22 protein-coding genes are annotated in these 23,832 nt (G+C 42.7%); 4 read left to right on the forward strand and 18 right to left on the reverse strand.

Annotation, left to right across the window (positions count from 1 at the left end; all coding sequences use genetic code 11):
• The first annotated feature begins 193 nt into the window (after positions 1-193).
• Positions 194-1,459 carry an HD domain-containing phosphohydrolase gene (locus R8O11_RS09235; RefSeq protein WP_318194090.1) on the forward strand — a complete coding sequence of 422 codons (1,266 nt, stop codon included), beginning with the start codon at positions 194-196 and terminating at the stop codon, positions 1,457-1,459.
• Positions 1,460-1,513: 54 nt separating this feature from the next.
• Here the strand turns inward: R8O11_RS09235 and R8O11_RS09240 are convergent, their stop codons facing one another.
• Both R8O11_RS09240 and R8O11_RS09245 read right to left on the reverse strand, forming a co-directional pair.
• Positions 1,514-2,116, reverse strand: a complete 603-nt coding sequence (locus R8O11_RS09240; RefSeq protein WP_005377733.1) for a 2OG-Fe(II) oxygenase — start codon at positions 2,114-2,116, stop codon at positions 1,514-1,516.
• 160 nt (positions 2,117-2,276) lie between these two features.
• Positions 2,277-3,047 (reverse strand): TerC family protein, encoded by a 771-nt coding sequence (locus R8O11_RS09245; RefSeq protein ID WP_005377734.1) that lies wholly within the window; start codon positions 3,045-3,047, stop codon positions 2,277-2,279.
• 411 nt (positions 3,048-3,458) lie between these two features.
• On the opposite strand from R8O11_RS09245, the gene R8O11_RS09250 reads away from it, so the two are divergent.
• Positions 3,459-4,397, forward strand: coding sequence for a LysR family transcriptional regulator (locus tag R8O11_RS09250; protein ID WP_005377737.1), 939 nt, complete (start codon positions 3,459-3,461; stop codon positions 4,395-4,397).
• A 19-nt stretch (positions 4,398-4,416) separates the two neighbouring features.
• On the opposite strand, the gene R8O11_RS09255 is transcribed toward R8O11_RS09250, so the two are convergent.
• From R8O11_RS09255 to R8O11_RS09270, 4 genes are all read right to left on the reverse strand, one after another.
• Positions 4,417-5,298, reverse strand: a complete 882-nt coding sequence (locus R8O11_RS09255) for a YjjW family glycine radical enzyme activase (protein ID WP_318194091.1) — start codon at positions 5,296-5,298, stop codon at positions 4,417-4,419.
• Between the two features lie 22 nt (positions 5,299-5,320).
• On the reverse strand, positions 5,321-6,865 hold the full coding sequence (locus R8O11_RS09260) for a YjjI family glycine radical enzyme (RefSeq protein ID WP_053303108.1): 1,545 nt from the start codon (positions 6,863-6,865) through the stop codon (positions 5,321-5,323).
• A 212-nt stretch (positions 6,866-7,077) separates the two neighbouring features.
• Positions 7,078-7,701, reverse strand: coding sequence for a LysE family translocator (locus R8O11_RS09265; protein WP_025766704.1), 624 nt, complete (start codon positions 7,699-7,701; stop codon positions 7,078-7,080).
• A 202-nt stretch (positions 7,702-7,903) separates the two neighbouring features.
• A complete protein-coding gene (locus R8O11_RS09270) occupies positions 7,904-9,121 on the reverse strand; it encodes an HD-GYP domain-containing protein (RefSeq protein ID WP_258482026.1) in 1,218 nt (405 codons plus the stop codon).
• 487 nt (positions 9,122-9,608) lie between these two features.
• On the opposite strand from R8O11_RS09270, the gene R8O11_RS09275 reads away from it, so the two are divergent.
• Positions 9,609-11,312 carry a putative bifunctional diguanylate cyclase/phosphodiesterase gene (locus tag R8O11_RS09275; protein ID WP_005377743.1) on the forward strand — a complete coding sequence of 568 codons (1,704 nt, stop codon included), beginning with the start codon at positions 9,609-9,611 and terminating at the stop codon, positions 11,310-11,312.
• A 107-nt stretch (positions 11,313-11,419) separates the two neighbouring features.
• On the opposite strand, the gene R8O11_RS09280 is transcribed toward R8O11_RS09275, so the two are convergent.
• From R8O11_RS09280 to R8O11_RS09300, 5 genes are all read right to left on the reverse strand, one after another.
• Entirely contained in the window at positions 11,420-11,893 is a 474-nt protein-coding gene (locus R8O11_RS09280) for a response regulator (protein ID WP_005377744.1), read from the reverse strand.
• Positions 11,880-13,217: an ATP-binding protein gene (locus tag R8O11_RS09285; protein WP_005389108.1), complete on the reverse strand. Its 1,338-nt coding sequence runs from the start codon at positions 13,215-13,217 to the stop codon at positions 11,880-11,882. Before R8O11_RS09285 ends, R8O11_RS09280 begins: the two co-directional genes overlap by 14 nt.
• A gap of 3 nt (positions 13,218-13,220) precedes the next feature.
• Positions 13,221-14,639 carry an SLC13 family permease gene (locus tag R8O11_RS09290; RefSeq protein ID WP_017634015.1) on the reverse strand — a complete coding sequence of 473 codons (1,419 nt, stop codon included), beginning with the start codon at positions 14,637-14,639 and terminating at the stop codon, positions 13,221-13,223.
• A gap of 237 nt (positions 14,640-14,876) precedes the next feature.
• Positions 14,877-15,341, reverse strand: coding sequence for a GNAT family N-acetyltransferase (locus tag R8O11_RS09295; RefSeq protein WP_053350583.1), 465 nt, complete (start codon positions 15,339-15,341; stop codon positions 14,877-14,879).
• A 35-nt stretch (positions 15,342-15,376) separates the two neighbouring features.
• The gene (locus R8O11_RS09300; protein WP_053350584.1) at positions 15,377-15,739 is read right to left on the reverse strand and encodes a hypothetical protein; all 363 of its coding nucleotides are present in this window, start codon (positions 15,737-15,739) and stop codon (positions 15,377-15,379) included.
• A gap of 479 nt (positions 15,740-16,218) precedes the next feature.
• On the opposite strand from R8O11_RS09300, the gene R8O11_RS09305 reads away from it, so the two are divergent.
• On the forward strand, positions 16,219-16,776 hold the full coding sequence (locus R8O11_RS09305) for a DUF3750 domain-containing protein (protein ID WP_258483792.1): 558 nt from the start codon (positions 16,219-16,221) through the stop codon (positions 16,774-16,776).
• A 51-nt stretch (positions 16,777-16,827) separates the two neighbouring features.
• Here the strand turns inward: R8O11_RS09305 and R8O11_RS09310 are convergent, their stop codons facing one another.
• From R8O11_RS09310 to R8O11_RS09340, 7 genes are all read right to left on the reverse strand, one after another.
• Entirely contained in the window at positions 16,828-18,405 is a 1,578-nt protein-coding gene (locus R8O11_RS09310) for a sensor domain-containing diguanylate cyclase (protein ID WP_258483793.1), read from the reverse strand.
• Between the two features lie 184 nt (positions 18,406-18,589).
• Positions 18,590-19,060 (reverse strand): heme-degrading domain-containing protein, encoded by a 471-nt coding sequence (locus R8O11_RS09315; protein WP_053306491.1) that lies wholly within the window; start codon positions 19,058-19,060, stop codon positions 18,590-18,592.
• Positions 19,057-20,097: an oxidoreductase gene (locus R8O11_RS09320; protein ID WP_005377752.1), complete on the reverse strand. Its 1,041-nt coding sequence runs from the start codon at positions 20,095-20,097 to the stop codon at positions 19,057-19,059. The genes R8O11_RS09315 and R8O11_RS09320 overlap by 4 nt, the downstream gene beginning before the upstream one ends.
• An 11-nt stretch (positions 20,098-20,108) precedes the next feature.
• Positions 20,109-20,882 carry a DeoR/GlpR family DNA-binding transcription regulator gene (locus R8O11_RS09325; RefSeq protein ID WP_025766712.1) on the reverse strand — a complete coding sequence of 258 codons (774 nt, stop codon included), beginning with the start codon at positions 20,880-20,882 and terminating at the stop codon, positions 20,109-20,111.
• A gap of 178 nt (positions 20,883-21,060) precedes the next feature.
• Entirely contained in the window at positions 21,061-21,903 is an 843-nt protein-coding gene (locus R8O11_RS09330; protein WP_054574114.1) for a hypothetical protein, read from the reverse strand.
• On the reverse strand, positions 21,893-22,513 hold the full coding sequence (locus R8O11_RS09335; RefSeq protein ID WP_054574113.1) for an OmpA family protein: 621 nt from the start codon (positions 22,511-22,513) through the stop codon (positions 21,893-21,895). The genes R8O11_RS09330 and R8O11_RS09335 overlap by 11 nt, the downstream gene beginning before the upstream one ends.
• A complete protein-coding gene (locus tag R8O11_RS09340; protein ID WP_064368370.1) occupies positions 22,506-23,819 on the reverse strand; it encodes a TolC family outer membrane protein in 1,314 nt (437 codons plus the stop codon). Before R8O11_RS09340 ends, R8O11_RS09335 begins: the two co-directional genes overlap by 8 nt.
• Between the last annotated feature and the right edge of the window lie 13 nt (positions 23,820-23,832).

Consider the following 23,832-nt stretch of genomic DNA (forward strand, 5'->3'; position numbering starts at 1 on the left):
AGTTCAAATATCTGACTCTTAACCATGAGCTTCAGGTGATATTATTATGCAACTAGGATTATTATCCCGCCCACAATCAAAACTATGTCTAAACGCCCACCTTTTTGGGGTCTATTCGCTGTCGTACCCAATTTTTCCTATCACCTTCTGATTTGGGTTTAGCGTGGGCTAATTAGCAATGTCGGTATAAACCATGAATCATTCTTGCCATTCCCATACGGACATGGGCTTTGAAGTCGATCTGAAACAAGCACTTATCTGGGTTGCTCGAGCACTCGACTATGTAGGTGTTGATGATACGCACCATAGCCACCGTGTCGCTTACATCGCTTACCAATGTGCTCGGGTCATGAACTGGGAACCAGAAAAAGCGGAGTTTTGCTACTTCGCAGGGATGATCCACGATTGTGGGGTCTCCGAAACACAAGAACATAAAATGTTACTTGAGGAGTTGGTGCCACAAGATGTAAAAACACATTGCTTAAGAGGATACCGAAGCCTCAAGCAGTGTCGTTTGTTGCGTCAGTTTGCGACACCTGTTCTTTACCACCATACACATTGGAGTGAACTAAAATATCTTGATTTACCGCCTTTTGAAAAAGAGGTCGCTGCCCTACTCTATTTAGCCGATCGTCTCGATTTTATGCGTTCCAAATACGTCATGAACTGCCACTGTGACATTGTCACACTTCATGAAGAACTAATTGCAGAATGCATCATGGCAAACTCTGGAACTTTGTTTAATCCAGACATGGCTAAGGCAATGGTTAAGCTCGTTATGACCGACGCATTTTGGTTCGCGATGGAGTCTGAAAATATAGAAACCATCGGATTAAACTTTAAAAGCATTGATTGGCTTCAAAAACAGCTCACCATCCAAGATATGAATAGTTTGGGAATGTTTATCGCTCGAATTGTTGACGCAAAAAGCCCATTTACTTATCAACATTCGCAAAAAGTGGCGGAGTTATCTCGGTATCTAGCCATCAAGCTTGGGTTTTGTGAGCACGACCAAGAGATGCTATTTATTGCTGGGTTGGTGCATGATATCGGAAAGTTAAAAACACCAGATGAGATTCTTCATAAAGAAGGCTCTCTTAATAAACAAGAGTATACGCGTATTAAACGCCATACAATTGATACTCAGCTCGCATTACACAAAGTGTTTCCCAACGCTAAAATAGCGGAGTGGGCCTCTAATCATCACGAGCGTTTGGACGGTTCTGGCTATCCTTATCATAAAACAGGAGACGAACTCGATGTACCATCGCGTATTGTCGCGGTTGCCGATGTTTTTCAAGCTCTGTCTCAGGACCGTCCCTACCGAGGACGAATGGCTCAAGCACAAATCGCCGCGATTATGGGCGAGCAAGTCGCTAAACAAGAACTTTGTTCTGACGTCTATGCAGTGCTAGAGCGAAACATGACCGAGTGTTACGAGCTATCAACTAATGTTTAATCGATAAAGGGCGTATCTACGCCCTTTGCTGATTTTGTGCAGGTTGCAAACCAATCATTTTGCAATATCAAGTACATTGTCTCGCACACCATTGATTCTGAACCAACCTGCAATACTGAAACGCTCAGCATTGGTCGGTAAAACCTCATGCGGGAATTGCTCAGATAAGAATAAAAGTAAGCGTCCCGATTGAGGAGGGATGGTTGCTATCTTATTATCATTTAGATCGTAAACCACCAATTCACCTGCATCCTTTTCCGTCCAAGATTCGTTCATGTAAAAAACGGTTGTCAATCGACGGTTTTCATTGCCCTTAAAACAATCTAGATGCTTTTGGTAGAAATCCCCTTCCTCGTACTTGGCAAAGTGAGCTTCATACTCAAAAAGCCCCAGAAACAAGTGACGGTTCACTTCTTGGCGTATTTCTTCCATCTTATCTAAGTAAGAAGTAACCGCGTGCCCCATATTGGGCGATAACCATTGAATTTTGTCACTTCGAATTGACTCGATACGTGTCACATCGTCATTACGACCAATACGCGCTTTTTTCCAGTTACTTGGAATGCAGTCTCGTAATTGAGCCACTTCTTGTTCAGAAAGAAAATCATCCCAGATGTAGTAGCCATGGGTTGCTAACGCATCGATCATTTTATCCATTATTGTCGTTCACTCATATTAGTTGGGCGGTCTATATAAAAAATCTTCAACCCCACAACAAATGCGATTTTTTGTCGAAACGACAACAAAATAAAAAGAGAGTAAAAATAGGTGATGACGAATATAAAAATGCCGCTCATATGAGCGGCAATATCTTTTATTATTGACGAGCTTCTAATCTGGTTGGATGAACTCGCAACGGACTAAGACGTTTAATAGTCGGGCGTTGTTTGTTTTTTAACTGGATATGACAAAGTTCCAGAATTAAGCCGAATGCCATCGCAAAATACACATAACCTTTGTTGATATGAATTTCGAAGCCTTCTGCCATCAATAAACCACCTAACAAAACGAGGAATAACAAAGCAAGTGTCTTAAAACCAGGGTAACACGACACTAGGTTATTGATTTTTTCGGCTGTCATGACCATCACGATAGCAGACGAAACAATCGCTGCGACCATAAGTGGGACATCACTTGTCAAACCAACGGCGGTTATCACTGAGTCCATCGAGAATACAGCATCCACGGCAACAATCTGCAACAGAACTACCGCTAAACCAGTACGGGCGTGAGTTGAGTGAGCCGACTCGTTGTGATTTAACCAACTCCACAACTCTTTCAGGCTTTTAGCCAAGAGGAATGCACCACCCGCAATCATGATGACGTCTCTTCCGGTAAACGCTTGGTTCGCCAAAGAAAATAGCGGTTGAGTCAGTTGCATGATCCAAGAGATTGAAAACACTAAACCAATACGAGCAATAACAGCAAGACCAATACCAAGGTTTCTTGCCAGCTTACGTTGGTGCAGCGGCAGTCTTTCACATAAGACAGAGATAAAAACGACGTTATCAACGCCTAAGACAACTTCAAGCGCAAACAAAGTGGCGAAAATAGCCCAAGCTTCTGGTTGCATAAAAAGTTCTAGCATGAGCATGTCTCCAATAATAAGAAGACATATGGTGAAGGGTTTTGTCGACTAAAGGGGTCGTCCATTAATTATTTATACCTTTGTTACTGAGGGATCATGAGTAAATCACCAAACAATCAACAAAACAATATCTATTTTAATTAACAAGGAACAAGTTTAATTCGTGTACAAATCAATCAACTCCTCCAAATTGATTAAAATTACATAGAAGCTTTAGAATTGAATAAATGAAAGCATTAAAGTCCAACAAAACTAAGATAAATTTCTAGACTTATAAGCACCATCAATCCTTATGCAACCCATTAAATGCATTGAGCTCAAAGAGAAACAGGCGTGTTTCCGAGATAAACAATAGTAAAAATTTGTTTCATGCTGATATACTGCCAAAAATCATAAGAAACCATGCTATTTATGGACTACATTGCTCTTTCGCGTATAAGCCTTAAACATCTAACTGTTTTACATATGTTGTTAACCACTCACAGCGTCACACTTGCGGCAGAACGCTTGTGTGTAACACCATCGAGCGTCAGTAAAACGCTCGGACAGTTGCGCGAAACGCTAAAGGATGACCTTTTTTACCGTGATGGCACTCGCTTAGTGCCGACAGCATTTGCGCTGCATATAGGCCCATCAATCCATGGCATACTCTCCAGTATGAATGGATTATTACATCAAGGCTCTTTCAATCCGGCTTACTATCAAGGTAGTTTTTCATTAGCAATGCGTGAAAGTTCATTTGAGCTCTTTGCGCCAGTTCTACAGCACTTGTCCCAACAACTGAGCAACCACGCGCACTTGAATGTCCATGCGAAAGAGGAAATGAGCTTCGATGCATTAGCAAGAGGTCAAGTGGATTTTTTGTTGCTTCCTCACGATCTCAGCCAACCACCCACACAAAATAAAGACTTGGTCTGGAAAACCATTTTGAAAGACGAAATGGTTTGCTTAATGAGAGCATCGAACCCACTCGCTGAGCAACCCTTATCTGTTGAAAGTTACCTTTGTGCAAGACACATCGGTATTCATGATAAAGATCTGTCACAACCTTATTTTGAGCAAAATCTCACCCAAAGGCATTCAAAGCGAAACTTGGCCATGCGTGTAGCCGACTTTGGTTCAGCTGCGGTGATGTGTCAGCACTCGGATTACTTGTTCACATGCTCCAAGCTTTGGGCAAGAGCGGCAATGCAAGCAAAAGGTTTGGTTGAACAAGCTCTTCCATTCGATTACGGACAGGTAGCCTACAGCCTCGTTTGGAACAAAGCGAGCTTAAACGATCCCGCTTTAAAATGGTTGCAGCAACAATTACTCGACGCCTGCGCCATGTTAGATGCCTGTGATGCGTAAGCATAGATAAACAACGGTACTACGTGAGTACTGTCGGCACTGTGATAGGGTTACTCACGTAGCATCGAAGCTCTGATTTTAAGCGTTCGATATCATGATGAGAGCACATATCCCAAGTTAACGCCTCCCCCACTACTCCGTGATGCTGAAAGGCATTTAAACGTATAATCACCGATTCAGGAAGAGTACTCAAGTAACGTCCAATTGCTACGATTTCTATATCTAAATCACTTTTTTGGGGAATATGCAGTAAGCGGACCTCGTACAATTTTTCGTGCTCAACAAGGTACTGAAGGGTTTTAAATACACGATGATTATCACGCCCAGTTAGCCACTGATGCGTCTCCGTCTGCCACGCTTTCAAATCGATCATTGCGCCATCCAGAAAAGGTAGAATACGCTGCCAGCCAGCAACCGCTAAAGAACCGTTACTGTCGATGAAACAAGAGAGGTGCCGTAATTCAGGATCTTGTTTTATCCCTTTAAACAGCTCAATAATGAAAGGAAGTTGTAAGGTAGATTCCCCACCGGATACAGTAACACCACTGATGAAAAAGCGATGTTTGCGTATCAAATCGAACATTGTTACTACAGAGTAGTCAGTAATTTTTGGATTAGATTGGTTCTGACATATCTCTATACAATGATCGCAGTGGGTGCACTCCTCTTTAAGCCAAACAACGTTGTTGTTTTCGTCGAACTTCAATGCGCCTGCTGAACATTCACTCACACACTCACCACAATGATTACAATGGTTTATCGTGTGAGGATTGTGGCAGTTCAAACACTGATAGTTACAACCCTGTAGAAAGATGACTAGACGATTTCCTGGCCCATCAACACAAGAGAAAGGAAGGATACGAGTGACTTTTGCCAAAAGGCTTCCACTTCGTCTAGACATCTTGTTCTTTCCTAAACCGAACTTATGCCTGCGTGTAAGTCGGTGTTACTTCATGACTCACCACACGTGGCGAGCGTTCTAAAATTTTGGTATTTTTTGCTGCTTCTGCACCTAGAAACGTCGTGTTGGTTCTCGAACCTTCTTTATCATATTTCGCGACATCTGAAAGTTTGATCATGTAGCCTGTCACGCGAATTAAGTCATTTGAAGTGACATTCGCGGTAAACTCACGATAACCAGCATTTAGTGCCCCTTTACATAAATTGAACATCGCTTCTGGGTTAGATTTCACCGTTTCATCAATCGTCAAAATATCGCTGATACCCGCACGATAATACTGATGATGCTTCGCCGTTGCTTGTACATAAGTGACAGGGTCTGGCTCTGCACCATAAGGCAGACGTACACCTGGCGTAACATCATGATCTAAGCTAATGCCGCCTTGTGCATGTAAGAGCGCTTTGCCATCTAAACCATATTTCACCGGGGTTGAGTCCACCAGTTTAGCCAGTGTTGCTGAAACATCATGAGCAAAAGTATTTGCTCGATCATTTTTTCCGTATCGCCCTATTTGCCCTTCTTTTTCAAATAGAAGGTTTACCGCTTCGGCCATGCCGTAAACGCCATACATTGGCGCGAAATAGGACTCTTTTATCAACCCTTCTTGCGTCAAAAAGCCTTGAAAGAAGTTCGATTTTTCATGCAAGTGCGTGCTTCTTGCGTTTATGAGCTCGACCATTAATCGATGGTAAGAAGGCAACGCACTGTTTAAGAAGTCGTTACAGTCTGATGCTCGTTTTGCAACTTCTTTTAAATTCATTCGCACCAATGTGTTCGAGCCACCTGCTAATGGAAGCGAGTTGTAGCAACTTACAATACCAAAGCGTGAGCCGTTGTAGGCTTTCGCGTGCATTGGGTAATTGGCGATATGCGGTTTACTGCATTCACAAATGTTCTGTGTCGCTTGACGAAGTAAGTCATCAGGCGTAACTGTCTCGTCGTACATAAAGGTGAGATTCGGTGCGATCTGCTTGAGCTCCGCATCTACTTTTAAAACAGTGCGACAAATAATGTTGTCTGTCGGTCCGACATTCACATGCATAAACGCATCTGGCAATGTGCGATCCAGCATGATCCAAAAATGTTTTAACTTTTTGTAAATCTGGCTCTCTGTTAGGTCGCCTATGTAAGGCAACAAGACATCATCTAACTGGCCTAAGTAAACCGGAATGTTCGTTACCGAAGGAACATGATGGTAAATGATGGTCAGCATGTTCAACGCATCATCGAAATCATCAGCCGGAGACAACTCTAAATAGTCTGAGCCTTGCGATAGAAATTTAGCGTAATCAGGCAACACATAGCGAGGTTTAAACGGTGCATGACCTTCAAACATATCGCAGATGATGCCTTCATCCATTGCTTGTCTCAGTGATGGAGATACGGTCATGTAAGGAATGCACGCTTCAGCCTCTAAAGCTAAAAAACTCGACTTCTGTTTTGGAGAAAGACGGACGTCGGTCGCGATATCTAGAAAACGTTGTTGTAGTTTAGAAAGGCTTGTCATCTAAGATATTCCTACAAAGTAACCACAAGCCCACAAGACAAAATACGAGCTCTACCCCTAAAGAGTAACGTGATTTTACTCCTGCTTGGGTGTTGCCACTAATGAAAATAAACAAAACGTCTATTTCCATTCTGGAAATAAGACAAAGCTAAATTAGCGCATTCCAACTTACTATATGGGAAAACCTAACTGCGTACCGAAGTCTGTCTTATTTATCGGTTTGCCGTCGACAACATCACGCCTGCACCAATAAATACTCCCCCAGTCAAACGATTAAACAACTTCGCCCTTCCAGCGACAAACAACCAATCGGAGGCTTTTACCCCTAACAATGCATAAAATGTTAGCCAGCTAAGCTCAAAAACCACAAATGTAGACGCGAAAATCGCGTATTGAGACAGTAGCGGTGCGGAAGGTTCTATGAATTGAGGAAACAAAGCGGTGAAAAAGACTATCGCTTTGGGATTACTAGCGCCAACAATGAAACCACTAGTGAACGCGCTAAACGCTGTCGCGGAACTTTGAGTCGTTGCCGTTTTATTAAAATCTGTCTGAGATGAGCGCAACGCTTGAATACCTAACCAGATTAAATAAGCGGCGCCACACCATTTGATAATATTAAAAACTAACTCAGATGAAGCAATGACAACTCCCAGCCCGGTAAATGAGAGCGTAAGGATGATCGTAATCGCAGACAAACTGCCAAGTGCAGTCATGAAAGCAATACGAAACCCACTACTCACTCCTTTACTTAAACACAACAGTGAGCTTGGTCCTGGTGAAGCTGTGAGCACGAGAATAGCAAGAGTGTAAAAAATCCATGTATCTATTTGCATTGGCATCCCTTCCAGCAAAATGAGGTTTATAGCCCATTGTGTATAGAACTATTTTATCGCCCGGTTTCTATCCATGAAGCCGAGGTCTTAATAACCATCTTGCATCTAAATAACTTAGAAAAAATTAATAGATAGTTATGCAAATAAAATACGATCTACATGCAAGGATGTAAAGCCTGTTGTATAAGCTTATCTATTTCTCTTAATCATAAAAAGGCTTAGGATCGATCTCTAACGATGAAGGCGCTATCGCTCTTTCAATTTTGTACGCACTCGTTTTTAAATCCACCATCGTGACATCAATGTATCGTTTATACTTGCGGGAGTAGAAACATTTCACTTCTGGCTTTAATGCTTGAGATTCATTTGAAGACCAAACAATACCAACACGCCCATCGTTCAACTCGACAATAGAGCCTACGGGGTACATCCCAATGCAATTAATGAATTTGTAAACTAAGTCGGCGTCTAAATGAAATGGCGTTAGACTCAACAAGATTTTAAACGCTTCGGCAGAACTCATGCCTTTTTTGTAACAGCGATCAGCCGTTAGCGCATCGTAGATATCTACAATACAGCTCATACGGCCGTGAATTGGAATCTCCTCCCCCTTCAAGCCTCTAGGATAACCATTGCCATCTAACTTCTCGTGGTGCATCAAACAAACATCACGGCTTACGTCACTAAGCCCTTTTACGTGAAGGATAATCTCACCTGCGAACACTTGATGTAGCTTCATATGTTCAAATTCTTCAGGCGTTAGCTTCGCTGGCTTGTGCAAGATCTTATCATCGACTTTAATTTTACCTACATCATGAATAATGCCACCTACAGCAAGCTGTTTTAGCGTTGGTTTATCCAAGCCCAAGTACTTACCGAATGACACTAAAAGACAAGCGACATTGACGGAGTGTTCCAATAAATAAGAGTCTTTTTTTCGGAGTGCAGAGACACACTGCAACGCATCTGAGTCAATAAAAACACTTTCAATGACATCGTCAGCCCAAGCTTCTACTTCATCAACTTCTATGATTTTTCCTTCAAAAGTTTGATTCAATAGTTTTTGCGCCAAATCTTTTGCTTCGGCGATCAGCCTTTTGGCTCGCTTGTGTTGGATGTCTCTCGAACGATAAGCTCGTTGATCCCTCTTAAAATCGGAGTGTTTCTGCTCTCGCGTCTCTTTAGTGGCATCAGTTGATTCATCTACAGGCTTGAAGACACACTGCTGCGAAGATAATGTTTGATCTACCCAAACATACTTTACGCCACTTGTAGCAAGCTTCTTAATGCCTTCAGGGCTAGATATCCGCCCTGCATTGGCTAAATTGACGCGCTTGTTGTGCTCTATCGCGGTAACAAACATACCAACGCCGATATCAGCGAGCGCAATTTTGATTGAATTTTTCGGATCGTACTGCATATAAAGAAGGCTTACTCGATATTAACGTCCGCATTATAAGAGATTTGATTACTTGGCGTGATAATAAATTTGAATTGATTACAATTAATGAGCATCCTGTCAATTAATAATCGGTCGCGCTCATTAAGTCCTTTTTGTTATTATGGTTTTATCCAAGATAACATATATACAAATGACGTTAGAAAACAGCACATTGATACCGACACAACTGAAAATAACTTTAGGATAATTATTCATAAATATTTATAGATTGCGGACGGCATCAATAACTGTATTTTATAAATGATTTTTACTGTTGACTATTTTTTATAAATGTCGATGATTAGCCGCCTAATCTTAGTATGTTATTAACCTAGTAGCGCATAAAATGATAGCCAAACAATTTGAACTGACACTTTTGTGATTGTAATGTACGCCAGCAGATCAACTCTATGTTATCAACCCCAACACTCATCTCTGATGCTAAAAGGCTCGAGGAGGAAATATCTTGACCACCATATTTGACCAACAAGTCTCAGATAGTGACCGAGAGTTCCTAAAAATCGTCGAAGAACGATTCATTCATATCTTCGATGTATTTAACGAAGGCCTCTTTTACATGGATGAGTTTGGCACCATGGTATTTTATAACAAGGGCTTTTATGAGCAGCTTGGTATCAACGCTGGTCGAATCAGCTTAGAGCAATGGTTAGACCTTGTTCACCCTCTCGATCGAGAAAGACTCTCCACTCGGGTCGATGCTCACATCATTACCAACAACACGAGGGTCACAACGACCTACCGCGTGCGTAAACCCAATGGACAGTACGTCTGGATTGAAGGTGTAGCCATGACCAAAGAAACAGAACATGGTCATTATATGGTTGGTAGCCACCGTGATATTTCTGAACGCAAGCTGATGGAAAGCTACATTCATCAAGTCGCATTTCATGACAATGCGTCAGGTATGGCTAATCGCGCCCATCTCTTGCTGGATATTGAAGATAGTGTGCGAGCCACTGATTCTTGTGCATCTATCTGTTACATTCAGATAGAAGAGATTAAATCTTACTTAAATCAATATGGCAGCGAGTTGGTCGATGGGTTAGTGGAAAAATTGCTACAAACTCTCAGTCACCTACCTTCTCCAAATAGTTCTGTATATCGCGTACATGATGATGACTTTGCGATTTTGATTCACGATGAATGCTCGGTAGAAACGCTGCAAAGTTATGCCGAAAGTTTAAAGGAAACCTACCACGAGGCAGTGATTGAAGAGGGCCAATACTTAGGAAGTAACATTAGTATTGGTTTGTATCCTTGCATAGATCCAAGTCACTCAGCAGAGGAAATATTACGTAAAGCAGCACGAACTTGTCAGTACGCAAGCGAGCAGAATAAAGACCGTGTTGCGGTTTACAGTGAGAAAACTCAGCATGCCGTAGACCGTTATTTCTTTATTGAGCAAGGTCTAAAAAGTGCACTTGAAAAACAGACATTAAGCGTTAAGTTTCAGCCAATTATTGACGCCAAAAGCTCAAAAGTAGTGAGCTTCGAATCTCTGGTTCGCTGGCGTAGCAAAGAGTTTGGCGAAATTTATCCAGACGAATTCATCCCCGTCGCAGAAAACAAAGGTTTGATTGTCGAACTCGGATATCAAGTCTTTGCCAAAGCGTGTGAATTTATCAAAAACTACCGTGAGCGTTACCAAAACCAAGTTCGTGTAAACGTGAATGTTTCTGTACTTCAGTTAATGAATAGTGAATTCCCTGCGCGAATTAAAGCCATGGCGGATGAGGTTGGTGTCGATCCTGAGTCTATTGTGTTGGAACTAACAGAAACGTTTATTTTGGATAATAATCAGACAGCCATTGCCCCTCTGAATACCCTCAGGGAACTAGGATTTGCACTCTCTCTGGATGACTTTGGATCTGGTTACAGTTCATTAAATAGCTTCTTCGACCTCCCGATGACACAAATCAAAATTGATAGGTCGATGGCGTGGAAAACACTAACCAACCGCTCTTCACAAGAATATCTGAAGTTTCTTATCACTATGTGCCAGGAAAATAATATTGAAGTAGTGATTGAGGGAATTGAAGACGCCAAAATGTGTGAATTTTTTACCGAAATGGGCGTCGATTATCTGCAAGGTTATTGGTTCTCTAAGCCACTTTCTGTTGCCAGTGCAAGCCGCTATTCGTTGAGTTAAGCATACTAGAGCAATATTCCGCACGGCCACGTTAAACATGCTGAACTATTCACTATAGATTTCAGACACTAACGGGCCGTGACGAAAACAAGCTTAATGTCTCCCGATTAACGTAGACGTTCAAACACCACACTCTGATCTAAATGTTCGTGATACTGAGTGTAATCTAAGCCCACATCAAAGATATATTGGGTCACCAAGTTTCTAACGCACTCAATCAATTGGCTCGCTTGCCATGGCTTCTCAAAGTAGCGATCAATACCTGCGGAGTTGATCGCATTAATCGTATCGGTGTGCGTCGCTTGCCCGGTAAGAAGCACTTTCCTCGTAAAGCCAAAACGACCGTCTTTTGATACATCGGTCAGCAGTTCTACTCCCGTTTTACCTGGCATCACATGATCGGAAATAATCAATGCGATCATCTCGCCTTCTGCATCAAATTCATCCATCAGTTCTAGAGCCTCACCTGCTGATTCGCAGTCTTCGACATTCAACCATTGATTTAACGGCTCTAAATCTTGTAGAACCGCGCTTAGTACCTCTCGTTGGTCATCAACGCAAATTACATTAAGCTTCTCCATGCTCACCCTCTACTGGTAACTTGATTCTAAAAATCGTTTTTTCACTGTCGCTCTTTACCACAATAGAGCCGTTATATCCGGCGATAATGCGCTTCACAATCGACAGACCTAACCCTAAACCAAACGACAATCCCCCTTTTTTAGTGGTGAAGTTTGGCCGGAAAATTTTTCTACGTGTCGCTTCATCAATTTCTGGTCCATTGTTAGCAATCGTGACCAAAATTTTACCCTTACTCTCCCGAGTATGTATTTCGATACCGGGTTTCTCCGTTTCACCAAGTGCATCGCACGCATTCTTTAATATATTTACCCAAACTTGGACGAGTTCGGTTTGAGAACCAATAAAAGCAGGTAAATCCGCAGGGCTAAAACGAACACTCACTCGTCTTAAGTCACTTTGCAATAGAGCCAAGGCGCGATTGATTGAATCATTGATGTTAATCGCTTCATCCAAGTCGATATCCGTGCGCCCCAATTGTTTTACGGATCGCACAATGCCAACGGTATGTTTAGAAGCGATGCGTAAGTCATGCAGATCTCGCCCCATTTGCCAGAAACGTATCGCTTCTTCTGGTCTTTTTAGCCAATGTTCTGAAAGGAAGTTATTTGGAACGGCACGTGCAAGATCACGAGCAACCTCCTTGGTTAAACCGTAGTATTTTTCGAAGTGGCGCCCCCGCTTTCTCGCTTCGCTAGAAGAGACTTTCTGCCCTTGCATTAAACCAAAATCAAAAAATTGACTCGCTTCCGGATGAACTTCTTCAAGCAGTTCCATGATAACTGTCTCTAGCCGTTCTGATTTACTGCTTACAACGCCTATCGCATTGTTCAACTCATGAGCAATACCCGCTGCAAGCTGCCCCAACGTTGTCATTTGCTCTGCGGTATGAAGCTTTTGTAGTGCTTTTTCTTTAGCCAATGCCTCTTGCATTGCGCGCCGTTGACGACGAGATAATTCGTTAACCATCACAGGCATAAATTGTGTCGTCAATGGTCCGTATGTCGCCTCTTCCACGGCGGGCGTATCACGCTGTATCCAAGCCAATTCAACATCGGTTTGAGCAATCACTGTCGAAGAGGCAGTCCACGTACCAGAAAAGAAACTATGTACGCCAATAAACGCACCTTGAGACGCAGAAAATACCTGAATCGGTTTCTTGTCATCTTCCGCGTAATAGCCCGCCAGTTCTCCCGACAGCACATAGTACAAGCGATCGTTGTAGCCAGCTTGCTCAATAAGCACCGACCCGGATAGAACCGTTAATCGGCGTTCAAGGTGATTAAAGTAGCGTTGTACTAACGCGTCTAACTTCGTTTCGTACATGGGTTATCCAATATGCCCAACAGTATGTAAAATCCACACCATCACAAAACTGAGTAATACGCCAATCACGCCTAGCACGGCACCGATACGAGCCATTTGGCCGCTCTCGACATGCCCTGTTGCATGAGCTAACGCGTTTGGTGGCGTACTGATTGGTAACGACATACCGAGTGAAGCGGCAAATGTCACGACCAAGATCAGAGTAACTTCACCGCCGAGAGGCGTTAGCGAAGCCATAGAAGTACCCAGCGCAGCCATTATCGGCATCAGCAAGTTTGCGGTGGCTGTATGCGACATAAAGTTTGCCATTAACAAGCACAAGAAAGCCGCACCAAACAAGACAACATATGGCGAGAACTGATCAAACGGAATGCTGTGTACCACCAGCTTCGCAAGCCCGGTTTTATCTAGAGCAAGGCCCAGAGCAATACCGCCTGACACCAACCAAAGCACATCCCAAGAGATTTTCTTCAAGTCTTCTTTGTTAATGATGCCCGTCAATGAGAACACTGCGACCGGAATTAATGCTACTGTGTAAGAATTCATTCCATGTGCAGAACCCATCAACCAAAGAATAATCGTGCCGGCAAAGGTGACGTAAACCATTATTGCTTTGGGTGTTTTCAAAAACTTGCTTTTAATGTTCAGATCGATGGTGGTTTGTTCGGCTTTATACAAAAAGCCAATCAGAAACCAGGCTAACGCCATCATCACAATAACGAATGGCACACCAAATACCATCCATTCACCAAACGTAATTAAGTTGTCACCAACCAAATACTTTAGGGCGATGGCATTCGGTGGCGTGCCGATTGGAGTACCAATGCCACCAATGTTGGCTGCAACAGGAATACACAAGGCGAATGCAATTCGACCTGGGTCTTTAGGCCCGAAAACCGCTATCACAGGGGTTAAAATGGACAACATCATCGCTGTTGTTGCGGTGTTTGACATAAACATGGAAAAAACAGCGGTGATCAGCATCAACCCCAGCATAACGAACTTTGGTTTTTGTCCAAATGGTTTGAGTAACACTCGGGCTAAGTTGACATCTAACCTGTACTTTGTCGCCGCCATAGCCAAAAAGAAACCGCCGAGGAAGAGCATGATAATCGGACTAGCGAAGGTCGCCATTATCTCGTTGTATTGTAATAGCTCACCAAAATGTGGCTGCCCTTCTTGCAAACGAAAGAGCACAATACCTTTATTTGATACAAGCAATAGCTCTAGGACAATGATCACAACCGAAGTGGCGTAGATTGGAATTGGCTCGAATACCCAGCAAAGTGCGGCAAGCAAGAAGATTGCAATCACTCTTTGCTGGACGATAGTAATGCCATCAAATGGGAACGCAGAGAGAGGCATTAACCAAACAAGCAATGGTATCAATGTTGGAACAACGTATTTGAGATAAGGGCGCATAGTACTACTTCTCTTCCTGAGATGGTTAGCCAGACACATTTGGCGTTTGGAACGCTATTACCCGCCGCAAAACCAAAACTTTCAGACTGTTTTTAAGCCTTCAGAGACGAAATGCGGTAATGGCGTTCCAGAGAAGATTATGTACACTGTTTTCAAACAAAACGTTGGTGCGAGATCAATGAACTCGTTTTCACATTGGAAAACATTTTATATCTGTGTTCAAGCTCACTATTTAAGTTAAATATACTTTTCCATCATAAAGTTAGTTAAGGTTTCTCCCCTAACCTCAACACGTTGTCGAGACTTAACTGTGAAACCCATTTTCTCGTAAAAAGGTCGGGCGGTAATACTCACTTCAGAATACAGTCGTTTTATCCCCTGTACTTTTGCCTGTGAACAAAGAAAAGACATCAAATCACGACCAACACCTTGTCCTTGGTATTCATGATGGCAAAAGAAATGATCAATCAAACCGTCACCTTGCAAATCACAATAGCCAACGACCTGCCCTTCTATCTCCGCGACGTATGGTTGAATATCGTCCATTTTTCGTTGCCACACATCGAGGTCAAAATCTGATGGTGCCCAAGCGGAAACTTGTGATTCCGTATAATCGCGACGATTAATGATTCGCACAGTATGGTAAAAGAGTGCCCACAGTGTTGGGGCATCCTCGGTGCGATAACAGCGTATTGAGAGCATCAATTTCCTCATTCCTATTCAATAAATACTAAGCATTAACGCAAAGTGATACTAGTGAACTCATCATTTTCAATGCCAATCACTAAAGGCTTCCCAATCTGATCACTGTTCATCAATACGGTAGTATTCAGCTCACGGCTTGATCTGCGTATATTGCTTTTTCTTATGATATGAATATTCACAATATAATCGGAATACTCCTTTGTGATTCCGCCGGAAAATTCTACGTGCTCACTTTCATTGTCTCGGACAACATGAAATTTTCGATTGGCTTGAATATCAGTACTGATGGAGGAATCACCATAGTTCAGCACAACGGACGTTGGTTCGCTATCTTGATTGGCAAAACAGCCAAATGCGAACACGCTTAATGCGAGTATACTTTTTGATTTAAACATTAATTATTCTATTTCTAGTTATTTTTCTGCTATTTGCATTACCAAACAGCACTTGTTCTGTGAGCGCCTATTGTGCCATAGCTGAACGCTGACTCTAAACGCGCAAAAAGATGAGCGATGAAAATTCCGCCCAAAACAAGCAAATGTGAGGCAATGTGAGGGTCCCAAACTCACTCAATCAGTCAAAACCCACTGTAAACCTCTGTTTTTTAATGCTTTTAATTTATGTGGCCGTGTAAGGAATACATACAACCTCTTACTTTTTCATACGCAACTAGACGAATCGTTCGAGAAATACGGCATCGTCTATGCCACATGTTACAAATCGGCTTACCTTATTATTACGTATGAACTGGAATTATGGCACTAACTTCCCTCTCTCTTTTAATAAGGAGAGGATTTCAACAATCAGGCTTGCCACGTTTTTATAGCTAAAATCAGTAGAGCGTTACCAACATCGGTTGGTCTAGGAGCAATAAATGAAAGACCTTCTCAACTTTACTCACCTTGTAAAAATTGGGTTCATGTCAATCGCGGTTATGCTGGGTGGATGCACTCAAGGAGATTGGCGTACTGCTAGCAGAGAACCTGCGGGTATCGCACCCGACCCTTCTAATGTTAAGCATGCTGTGATTGAGTTTTACGCCGCAGACGCGTTTGGTTGGCGAGGCTGGTTTGCCGTTCATACATGGTTTGCAATAAAGCCTGAAAATGCGAACGAATATACAGTGTATGAAGTAGTCGGCTGGAGAGTGAATCACGGACAACCCGCTCTATATCAGTACCAAACTGGGACGCCAGATCGATATTGGTATGGTGCAAAACCAGAAAAGATCCTCTCCATACAAGGTGAAAAGGCCCGCCAGCTTATCCCTAAAATACAAAGTGTGATTAACCAATACCCTTGGGCTGAAGAATATACGCTGTTTCCAGGGCCAAATAGCAATACATTTCCGGCTTGGGTGGGTAAACAAATTCCAGAATTAGAGCTGAACTTGCCGTTTCGCGCAATTGGTAGCGGTTACGCCAGCGATTAACAGCAAAGGTTAGTCACTGGCTCGTTTTATGTTCAGCATAAAGCGCAATATCTATTGTGCGTCGTCACCCAACTCCGTTCTATTTCTTCCATTATGTTTCGCTTTATAAAGTGCATTATCGGCGTCTTTCATTACTGCTTCAATTGGTGTGTCATTGCCTTTCCAGTGAGAAACGCCCAACGAAACCGTGACCTTACCAACCACCTGGAAGTCATGTTGTTCCACGTTGTGTCTAATACGCTCTGCAACATCCATAGCGTGGTTTACGTCTGTTTTTTCCAAAAACATCATAAACTCTTCACCGCCAGAACGACACAGGTGATCATTAGAGCGAGCTTGGTCTTTCATTAACTGCGCAAACTCTCTAAGTAAATTATCACCCACGTCATGGCCATAATTATCGTTTACGCTCTTAAAGTGGTCAATATCCAGCGCCAAAACAGAGAACGCGGTATTTTCCTGCTTAAACAAACCAAGAACTTTATCTAATCCACGTCGATTCAATAATCCAGTCATCGAATCTGTTAATGTATCCAGTTGCAGCTTATCAATGGTTTTTGACACGATACCAAATGCTTTAAGAAAGCTAAGCTTCAAATGTGAGACCTCAAAATACCAAGACTTAACCAGTTTGAGATCCTCGATAGAGGATGAATGTTCTTCGACACCTCGCACAGCACCAGCTAACTGCCAAAGTGGTCTAGAAATAAGAAGGGACAAGAACCAAATTAGCAACAAAGTTAATAAACCAATTGGAATCGACTTAAGGAAAACATTCCACATCTGTTCATCTAGCACAGATAACGTCATCGATTTCGGGCGCTGAGCAACAATTCCCCATCCTGATGACTTTACTGGTGCATAACCAGCAAGCATTTCGACGCCGCGAGAGTTAACAATTTCTTTGTTACCGCTCTGCCCCATCGTCACCGCTTTGATTGCCTCATTATCGTCGATTACTTCACCAACTCTCGATTGATCTGGGTGATAAATCAGAGTGTTACTCTCATCGACAACGTAAAGGAAAGAACCATCTTTGTATGCGTGCTGGCTGAGTAACTCTGCGAGAATATTTTCTTTTTCTAGATAAATAGTGCCGCCGATATAACCTAAATATTCATTAGATTGAGAAAATATAGGGTATGAGATGGTTAACAAGTAATTTCCAGCGGGCGATATAAATGGTTCAGTAACAACCGGTGCTTGAGCGTTTAAAGACTGGCGTTTTCTTTCACCCACTAACCTTACACCTTTCACCTGAAGTGTTTCAGGGGATACAGAAATAATAACCCCTTTTGCATTAACGACAACCACAGAGTTAAATGATTTGGTTTGCGTTCTTAATCTCTCAGCCTCTTTATCAAGAAGCTGAGCGTCATGCATCTTGTCTTTTAGCACGTTCGCACTGTATTTTAGCTGCGACATTGAGCTTTCTATGAAAGAGTCTGTCATTTCAGACATTTTTTGGGCGTAAACACGGTTTGATTCTAACGTGTTATTGATGATGAGATCCCTTTGAACACGATAAATCGAGTAGAATGCGTTGATCAAAGTGACAAGCACACTGAACACACATAGGGTGACAATAAGATTTCTAAGATTGAGTTTTTCTTTTCTTCTAAAAGACATTGCCAATGGCCAACTTTGAAGGCTTTCTATATAAATGAGCGTATAGGTTATATGAAATTGATTTTATTTTCAGGTAGTAAGTTGGGATCAATGTTAATATTTGCTCACATTAAAGAACACTTTCTGAGCTAAAAAGAGAATTCAGTAGCACGATAAAGAACCGTGCTACTTTCATATTTGGCGTTTAAGAGGGTTTTGTCTCTGTCATCGTTTTTAATATATCCACAACTAGCTGATGATCATCTAACTGCGGTAAACCCGATACCGTCACAACCCCAACCAAACCAGACCCAGAAAGCCGAATTGGGAACGCGCCACCATGAGCACAGTACTCACGAGCATCGAGATGAGGCTGATTTTCGAAATCACGTTGCTTTTGCTTGTTGTACAGAGAAAGATAGTAAGAGCTGTGGCCATACCTTAATACTGAGTTTCGCTTCCTACGGACCCAATCTACATGATCAGCGCAGGTTCCTGCCATCGCGTATTGAAATAGCGTTTGTCCAAAGCCGTAAACCTCAATAGCAACAGCCGCGCCGCGAGCTTCAGCCTCTTCTTTTAGAGCGAGGCCGATAGACCACGCAATATGGTGATTAAATTCCGCCAACTGAAGTTCATGCTCTTGCAGGGCCACGAGTTCAAGCGTCAAACTCATGGTTTCACCTGAATCGTTTTACCCGTTTTACTGCTTTCCAATGCCATCTCAATCAGAGCGATATTCTGTACTGCTTGAGCGGCAGGAACCGGGTTATCAGTGCCCAAACGAATGGCGTCTGCCACACCAACAAAGTAAGCTTGGTACGCGCCTCTCTCCGTTTTGATAGTTTGCGCACCGTCTTCGTCGTAACGGACGCCGTATAACGCCTCATCTTCTTCCGACCAAGCATCGTTTTCCGGCAAACGGCCTTCTTTTAAGTAGCCCTCTTGAGGATCTAATCCGAACTTTTCATATTTAGCTTCCGTACCCAATACTTTGTATCGGAGATTCGGCTCTGGGCTATACAAGTTTGAATGCAAGTGCACAATATGCTCAGGGTAATGAAGTATCAAGTTGTAATAATCAATCGTCGTCGCGCCCGGACGCATCATTCGACATTGTGCGTCTATCGCATCTGGCAAGCCAAACAACACCAATGCTTGATCGAGAAGATGAGGAGCAAGGTCGAATAGAATACCACCACCATCTTGAGCTAGCTCTCGCCATCGTTGACGAACTTCAGGGCGGTAACGGTCAAAGTGTGACTCAAACAGCTTTATATCACCTAACTTACCTTGTTCGATAAGAGATTTAACCGTGAGAAAGTCTCCATCCCAACGTCTATTGTGAAAAACGCTCAGCACTAGACCTTTCTCTTCCGCCAAGGCGATAAGTTCATTACCGTCTTCTATACGAGTAACAAACGGTTTCTCGACGATGACGTGTTTCCCATTGTTCAACGCACGCTTTGCAAGTTCGTAATGTACGTCATTTGGCGCAGTAATGATTACGAGTTCTGCATCACTATCATCGAGTAAAGTATTCGCATCAGAAAACCACTTGGCATCTGGCCAATCATTTTGAACCGCCTCCTGTTGACGAGAGCTTATCGCGCTCAGCGTTAAATTTGGTAGCGCTTTAATGAAGGGTAAATGAAACGTTTTTGCTGAATATCCGTAACCAATCACAGCGGTTTTTACGGGATCGTAAGCCATTCTAAGATTCCTTATTTCGGTGACACAACAATACATTCAATATCATTGTGATCGAGGAGTTGTTGAAAATCTGATTGAGGGGGATGATCGGTAATAATGATGTCGATCTTTGACAAATCACATACGTGGTGGAAATTGTCGCTACCAATTTTTCGGGATTCACAAACGACGATGACCTGCTGAGCTTGAGCAATCATCGCTTGTTTCATTGTAGCTTCTAACAAACTATTTGTTGTCAGCCCTCGGGATGTCAATGCACACACGCCAATGAACGCTTTGTTCACGTGATACTGCTGCATTTGCTGCTCTGCTTGCGCCCCTAAAACTGCTCTGGCATAAGGGTCAAAGTGTCCGCCTAAGAAATAAACGTCCATTGTGTCGTTTGTTTCAGCAGCGGTCAGTACATCAATGCTGTTAGTGACGACGTTGAGCTTGTTTTCTCCACAATGTGCTTTTCCTGCATAGAGTGGGAGCAGAGACAAAATGGTGCTGGTATCAATAACAAGATGGTCGCGCTCATCCAACAACGCTGCGGCAGCTTGAGCTAGTCGATGTTTAACGTCACTCACGGGTCGACTCGCGTATGCCTCGGTATGGGAAGAGATCGGCGCAAGCATGACACCACCTCGTATTCTTTGTAACCCAGGTTGCTGACTCAACTTAACTAAGTCTCGACGAGCTGAATCTCGCGAGATACCAAAGTACTCACAAACTTCAGACAACGTTACTTTGTTTTGCTGCTCCAGCTTCGCTCTGAGTGCTACGAGTCTTTCTTCTTGTGTCATAACTTAAATTCACTTAAGTGGTTTTAAGTAAACTTGCCACAATAATAGAAAAATTACCAACAAAACCACTTACAACCAACTCAATTGACCAAAGGTTAACCAAAGATAAATGAGCAGCAAGGCAAAACTTCCTAGGACGGTACGTTCACTCAAGCCCACATAGTTAGGCGTATGAAGTTTATTTATACCCATTTAAAACAACTGGCTCATCTAGCCCTAACTTCACTCTATTTCTTTTAATAAGCGCTTTTGGTAGTGGAATAAACCCAGCATTTCGTACTTGTTGTGTATTGTGGTCGGTTGTAAGGAGTTCAAATAGCTTTGATTTTTTGATCTTCTGATTAGTGTCGAATTGTTTATTTATATAAACGTAATAGACCACGGAAAATGGATAGCGAAGAGAATAGATACAATCTGTGCTCAAAGAGCATGAGTCATCATTATGATGAACAGAGAGAGCCTTGTAGCTCGACCACTGTTCTGAGTATTTAAAATCGGAGTATCGCATATAAGCTTTGGCTGACAAGTCGTCGCTTAAAGCCCGTTTCAATCGGTCTTCATCAAGCATTTGAATCGATGATTGACAACCATTAGAGCTCACATCTGGGTTACTTAAACGCATCTCCCCGAAAGCATACGTATTTGCATCACAGCGTTTCAATTCACTAACGGAAAAACTATCTACCGTACTCTTTTGACTATTGATTACGACAATAGCGTTTGCCATTAAAAACAAACGTGTAGGCCTGTGGCCTCTTTCTCGTTGAAATCGGGAGATGTTTTCATCTGACCATTTCTTAGATGTGATCGCAATAGAGGTTCCGTCATTTAGCATGTCGTTAAAACCACCAGACTGAGATGCAAGCGCTACATTTACATTTGGCTCATCTATCAATGTTTCTATCGTTTCTAGTATCTCTGGTTCGACAAAAATCGATGTTCGAGCCTCAGAGTCAGAAAATGCCAGCGGTGAAATCAAACATGAAGTTAGAGCAAGGAAAGGCAAGACTTTAATTTTCATAATTCAACTCCAACTTCGAATTAGGTGTCAACTCGCTGTCCGAACTAAATATAGTCCACGCTTGTTCAGTACTTTCAGCTTTCGTGTTTACAACAGCAATTGTGCGCCTTTCCCGTTTTTTTAGTTGTACCGTCAATGCCGTATTCTGATAAAACTCTTGCTCTTCAATTCGATTGTCTTGAATGCCGTTTCTCACTAGCAATTCTCGTATAGCTGCCGTTCTTTTCTTTGCCAACGCTTTGTTGTATTCGAGTGACGCTTCAGGGCTTGTGTCTCCTATCAGTATGACTTGCGCATTTGGGTTACTCTGAAGCAATGCTTTCAACTCGCTTAGCGGCATATCATGAGATGACGTTACCTGATGCTCATCCATCGCAAAGAAAAAACTGATCAGGTGTGTCTGCGAGTCGTTGACCCAATTCGCACAGCCTTCACTGTCAACAACGACACCTTTTGGCGTATCTGCGCAGTTATCTCGTTGGTTTATCACGCCATCACTATCATTGTCTTTAAGGTCGTTGTACTGGTAAGTGGTCAACGTCGTATTCGGTGATTCAGCACAGCCTGCTAACATAAAAACTAGAAGACTCGTCACTGCGAATTTATCCATTATTGTTCTCCTTCCAGTTCTCTGGATACTCAACTCGCAACGCATAAGTCAGAATCCCCATCGAGTTGAATAAACGGTAAGTGGCAACCAAATGATCGTACTTTGTTCGGGTATAGTTCCGTCTCGCAACAAACGTTTCAACTTTGGCATCTAATACATCTAACAAACTGCGTCGCCCTACATTGAACTGCTGGATGTACCCTAATTCAGTTACTTTCGCCGCATCAACGTTGACTTTTAAAAACTCCATTTGCTGTTGAAGCAATGTATGTGCGTCCCATGCCAGCCTTACACCTTCATTCGCATCTAGTTCTGCATTTGCTCGAATAGCCCTCGCCTCCTCTACTCGCCAGGCTGATGACTCCACTCGGGAGTCTGTAGAAAAGCCGTTAAAAAGATCGTAGTTGACCGTCAGCATAACCTTTGCATCTTCGTTAATGCCTTCAATATTATCCACGTTGTCTGTTTTGTTGGCTGACAGCTCTAGCTTGAGCTCTGGGTAGTAATCCCCCTTTTCTCTTTTTACTTCATGTCGAGCCGCCTCTAAATCTTTCATCGCCGACTGTATGGATGGGTGCAGCCTAACCGCTTGTTTGAGTGCTTCGTCAAGCTTATTCGGAAGCAATTCCTGCGGGTAAACAGGCTCAACTAAGTTTTGCGGCGCTCGACCAACCAAACGTACAAATCTTGTTCTAGCATCGGAAAGATTGTTTTGGGCGGCAATCAATGAGGACTGTGTTGTCGCGACACGCGAAGAAACCTGTGCTAAATCGGAGTTGCTGGTTAAACCTTTTTCTTTTTTATCTAGAATGAAACGGTAGATCTCTTGGTGTTCACTTAGGTTTCTTTCTGTCAGTTTCATCAACTCTCGGGCATGTAAAACATCCACATACGCTCTGACAGTATCTAATGCGACATTTTCCGCAGATGCCAATAAGCCCAAGCGTTCAGCTTCAGCCTCGTAAGATAAGCGATCAACATCAGCACTTGTTTTAAATCCATCAAATAACAGTTGGGAGATTCTTACGCCCATCTCCGTTCTTTCTAATGTTCTATCTTCACTGTCGATGTAGTTTCCGTTGTTATATCGAGTACCTTCGTACCCTGCTGCTGCATACAAATTAACCTGAGGAAGAAATGAACCATTTATGGCATTTCGGTCTCGTACCATCGACTCATAGCGAGAATAGCGAGCAAGCAAACTGGGGGAGCTATCGAGAGATAACGTAACTGACTCCTCTAAAGTCAAAGCGTTTGGCGACGATGATACTGCAAACAAGACCAATAACGTTGATTTAAGCCGCATCTTATATCCTTAT

The organism is Vibrio sp. 1288 (assembly GCF_033344475.1).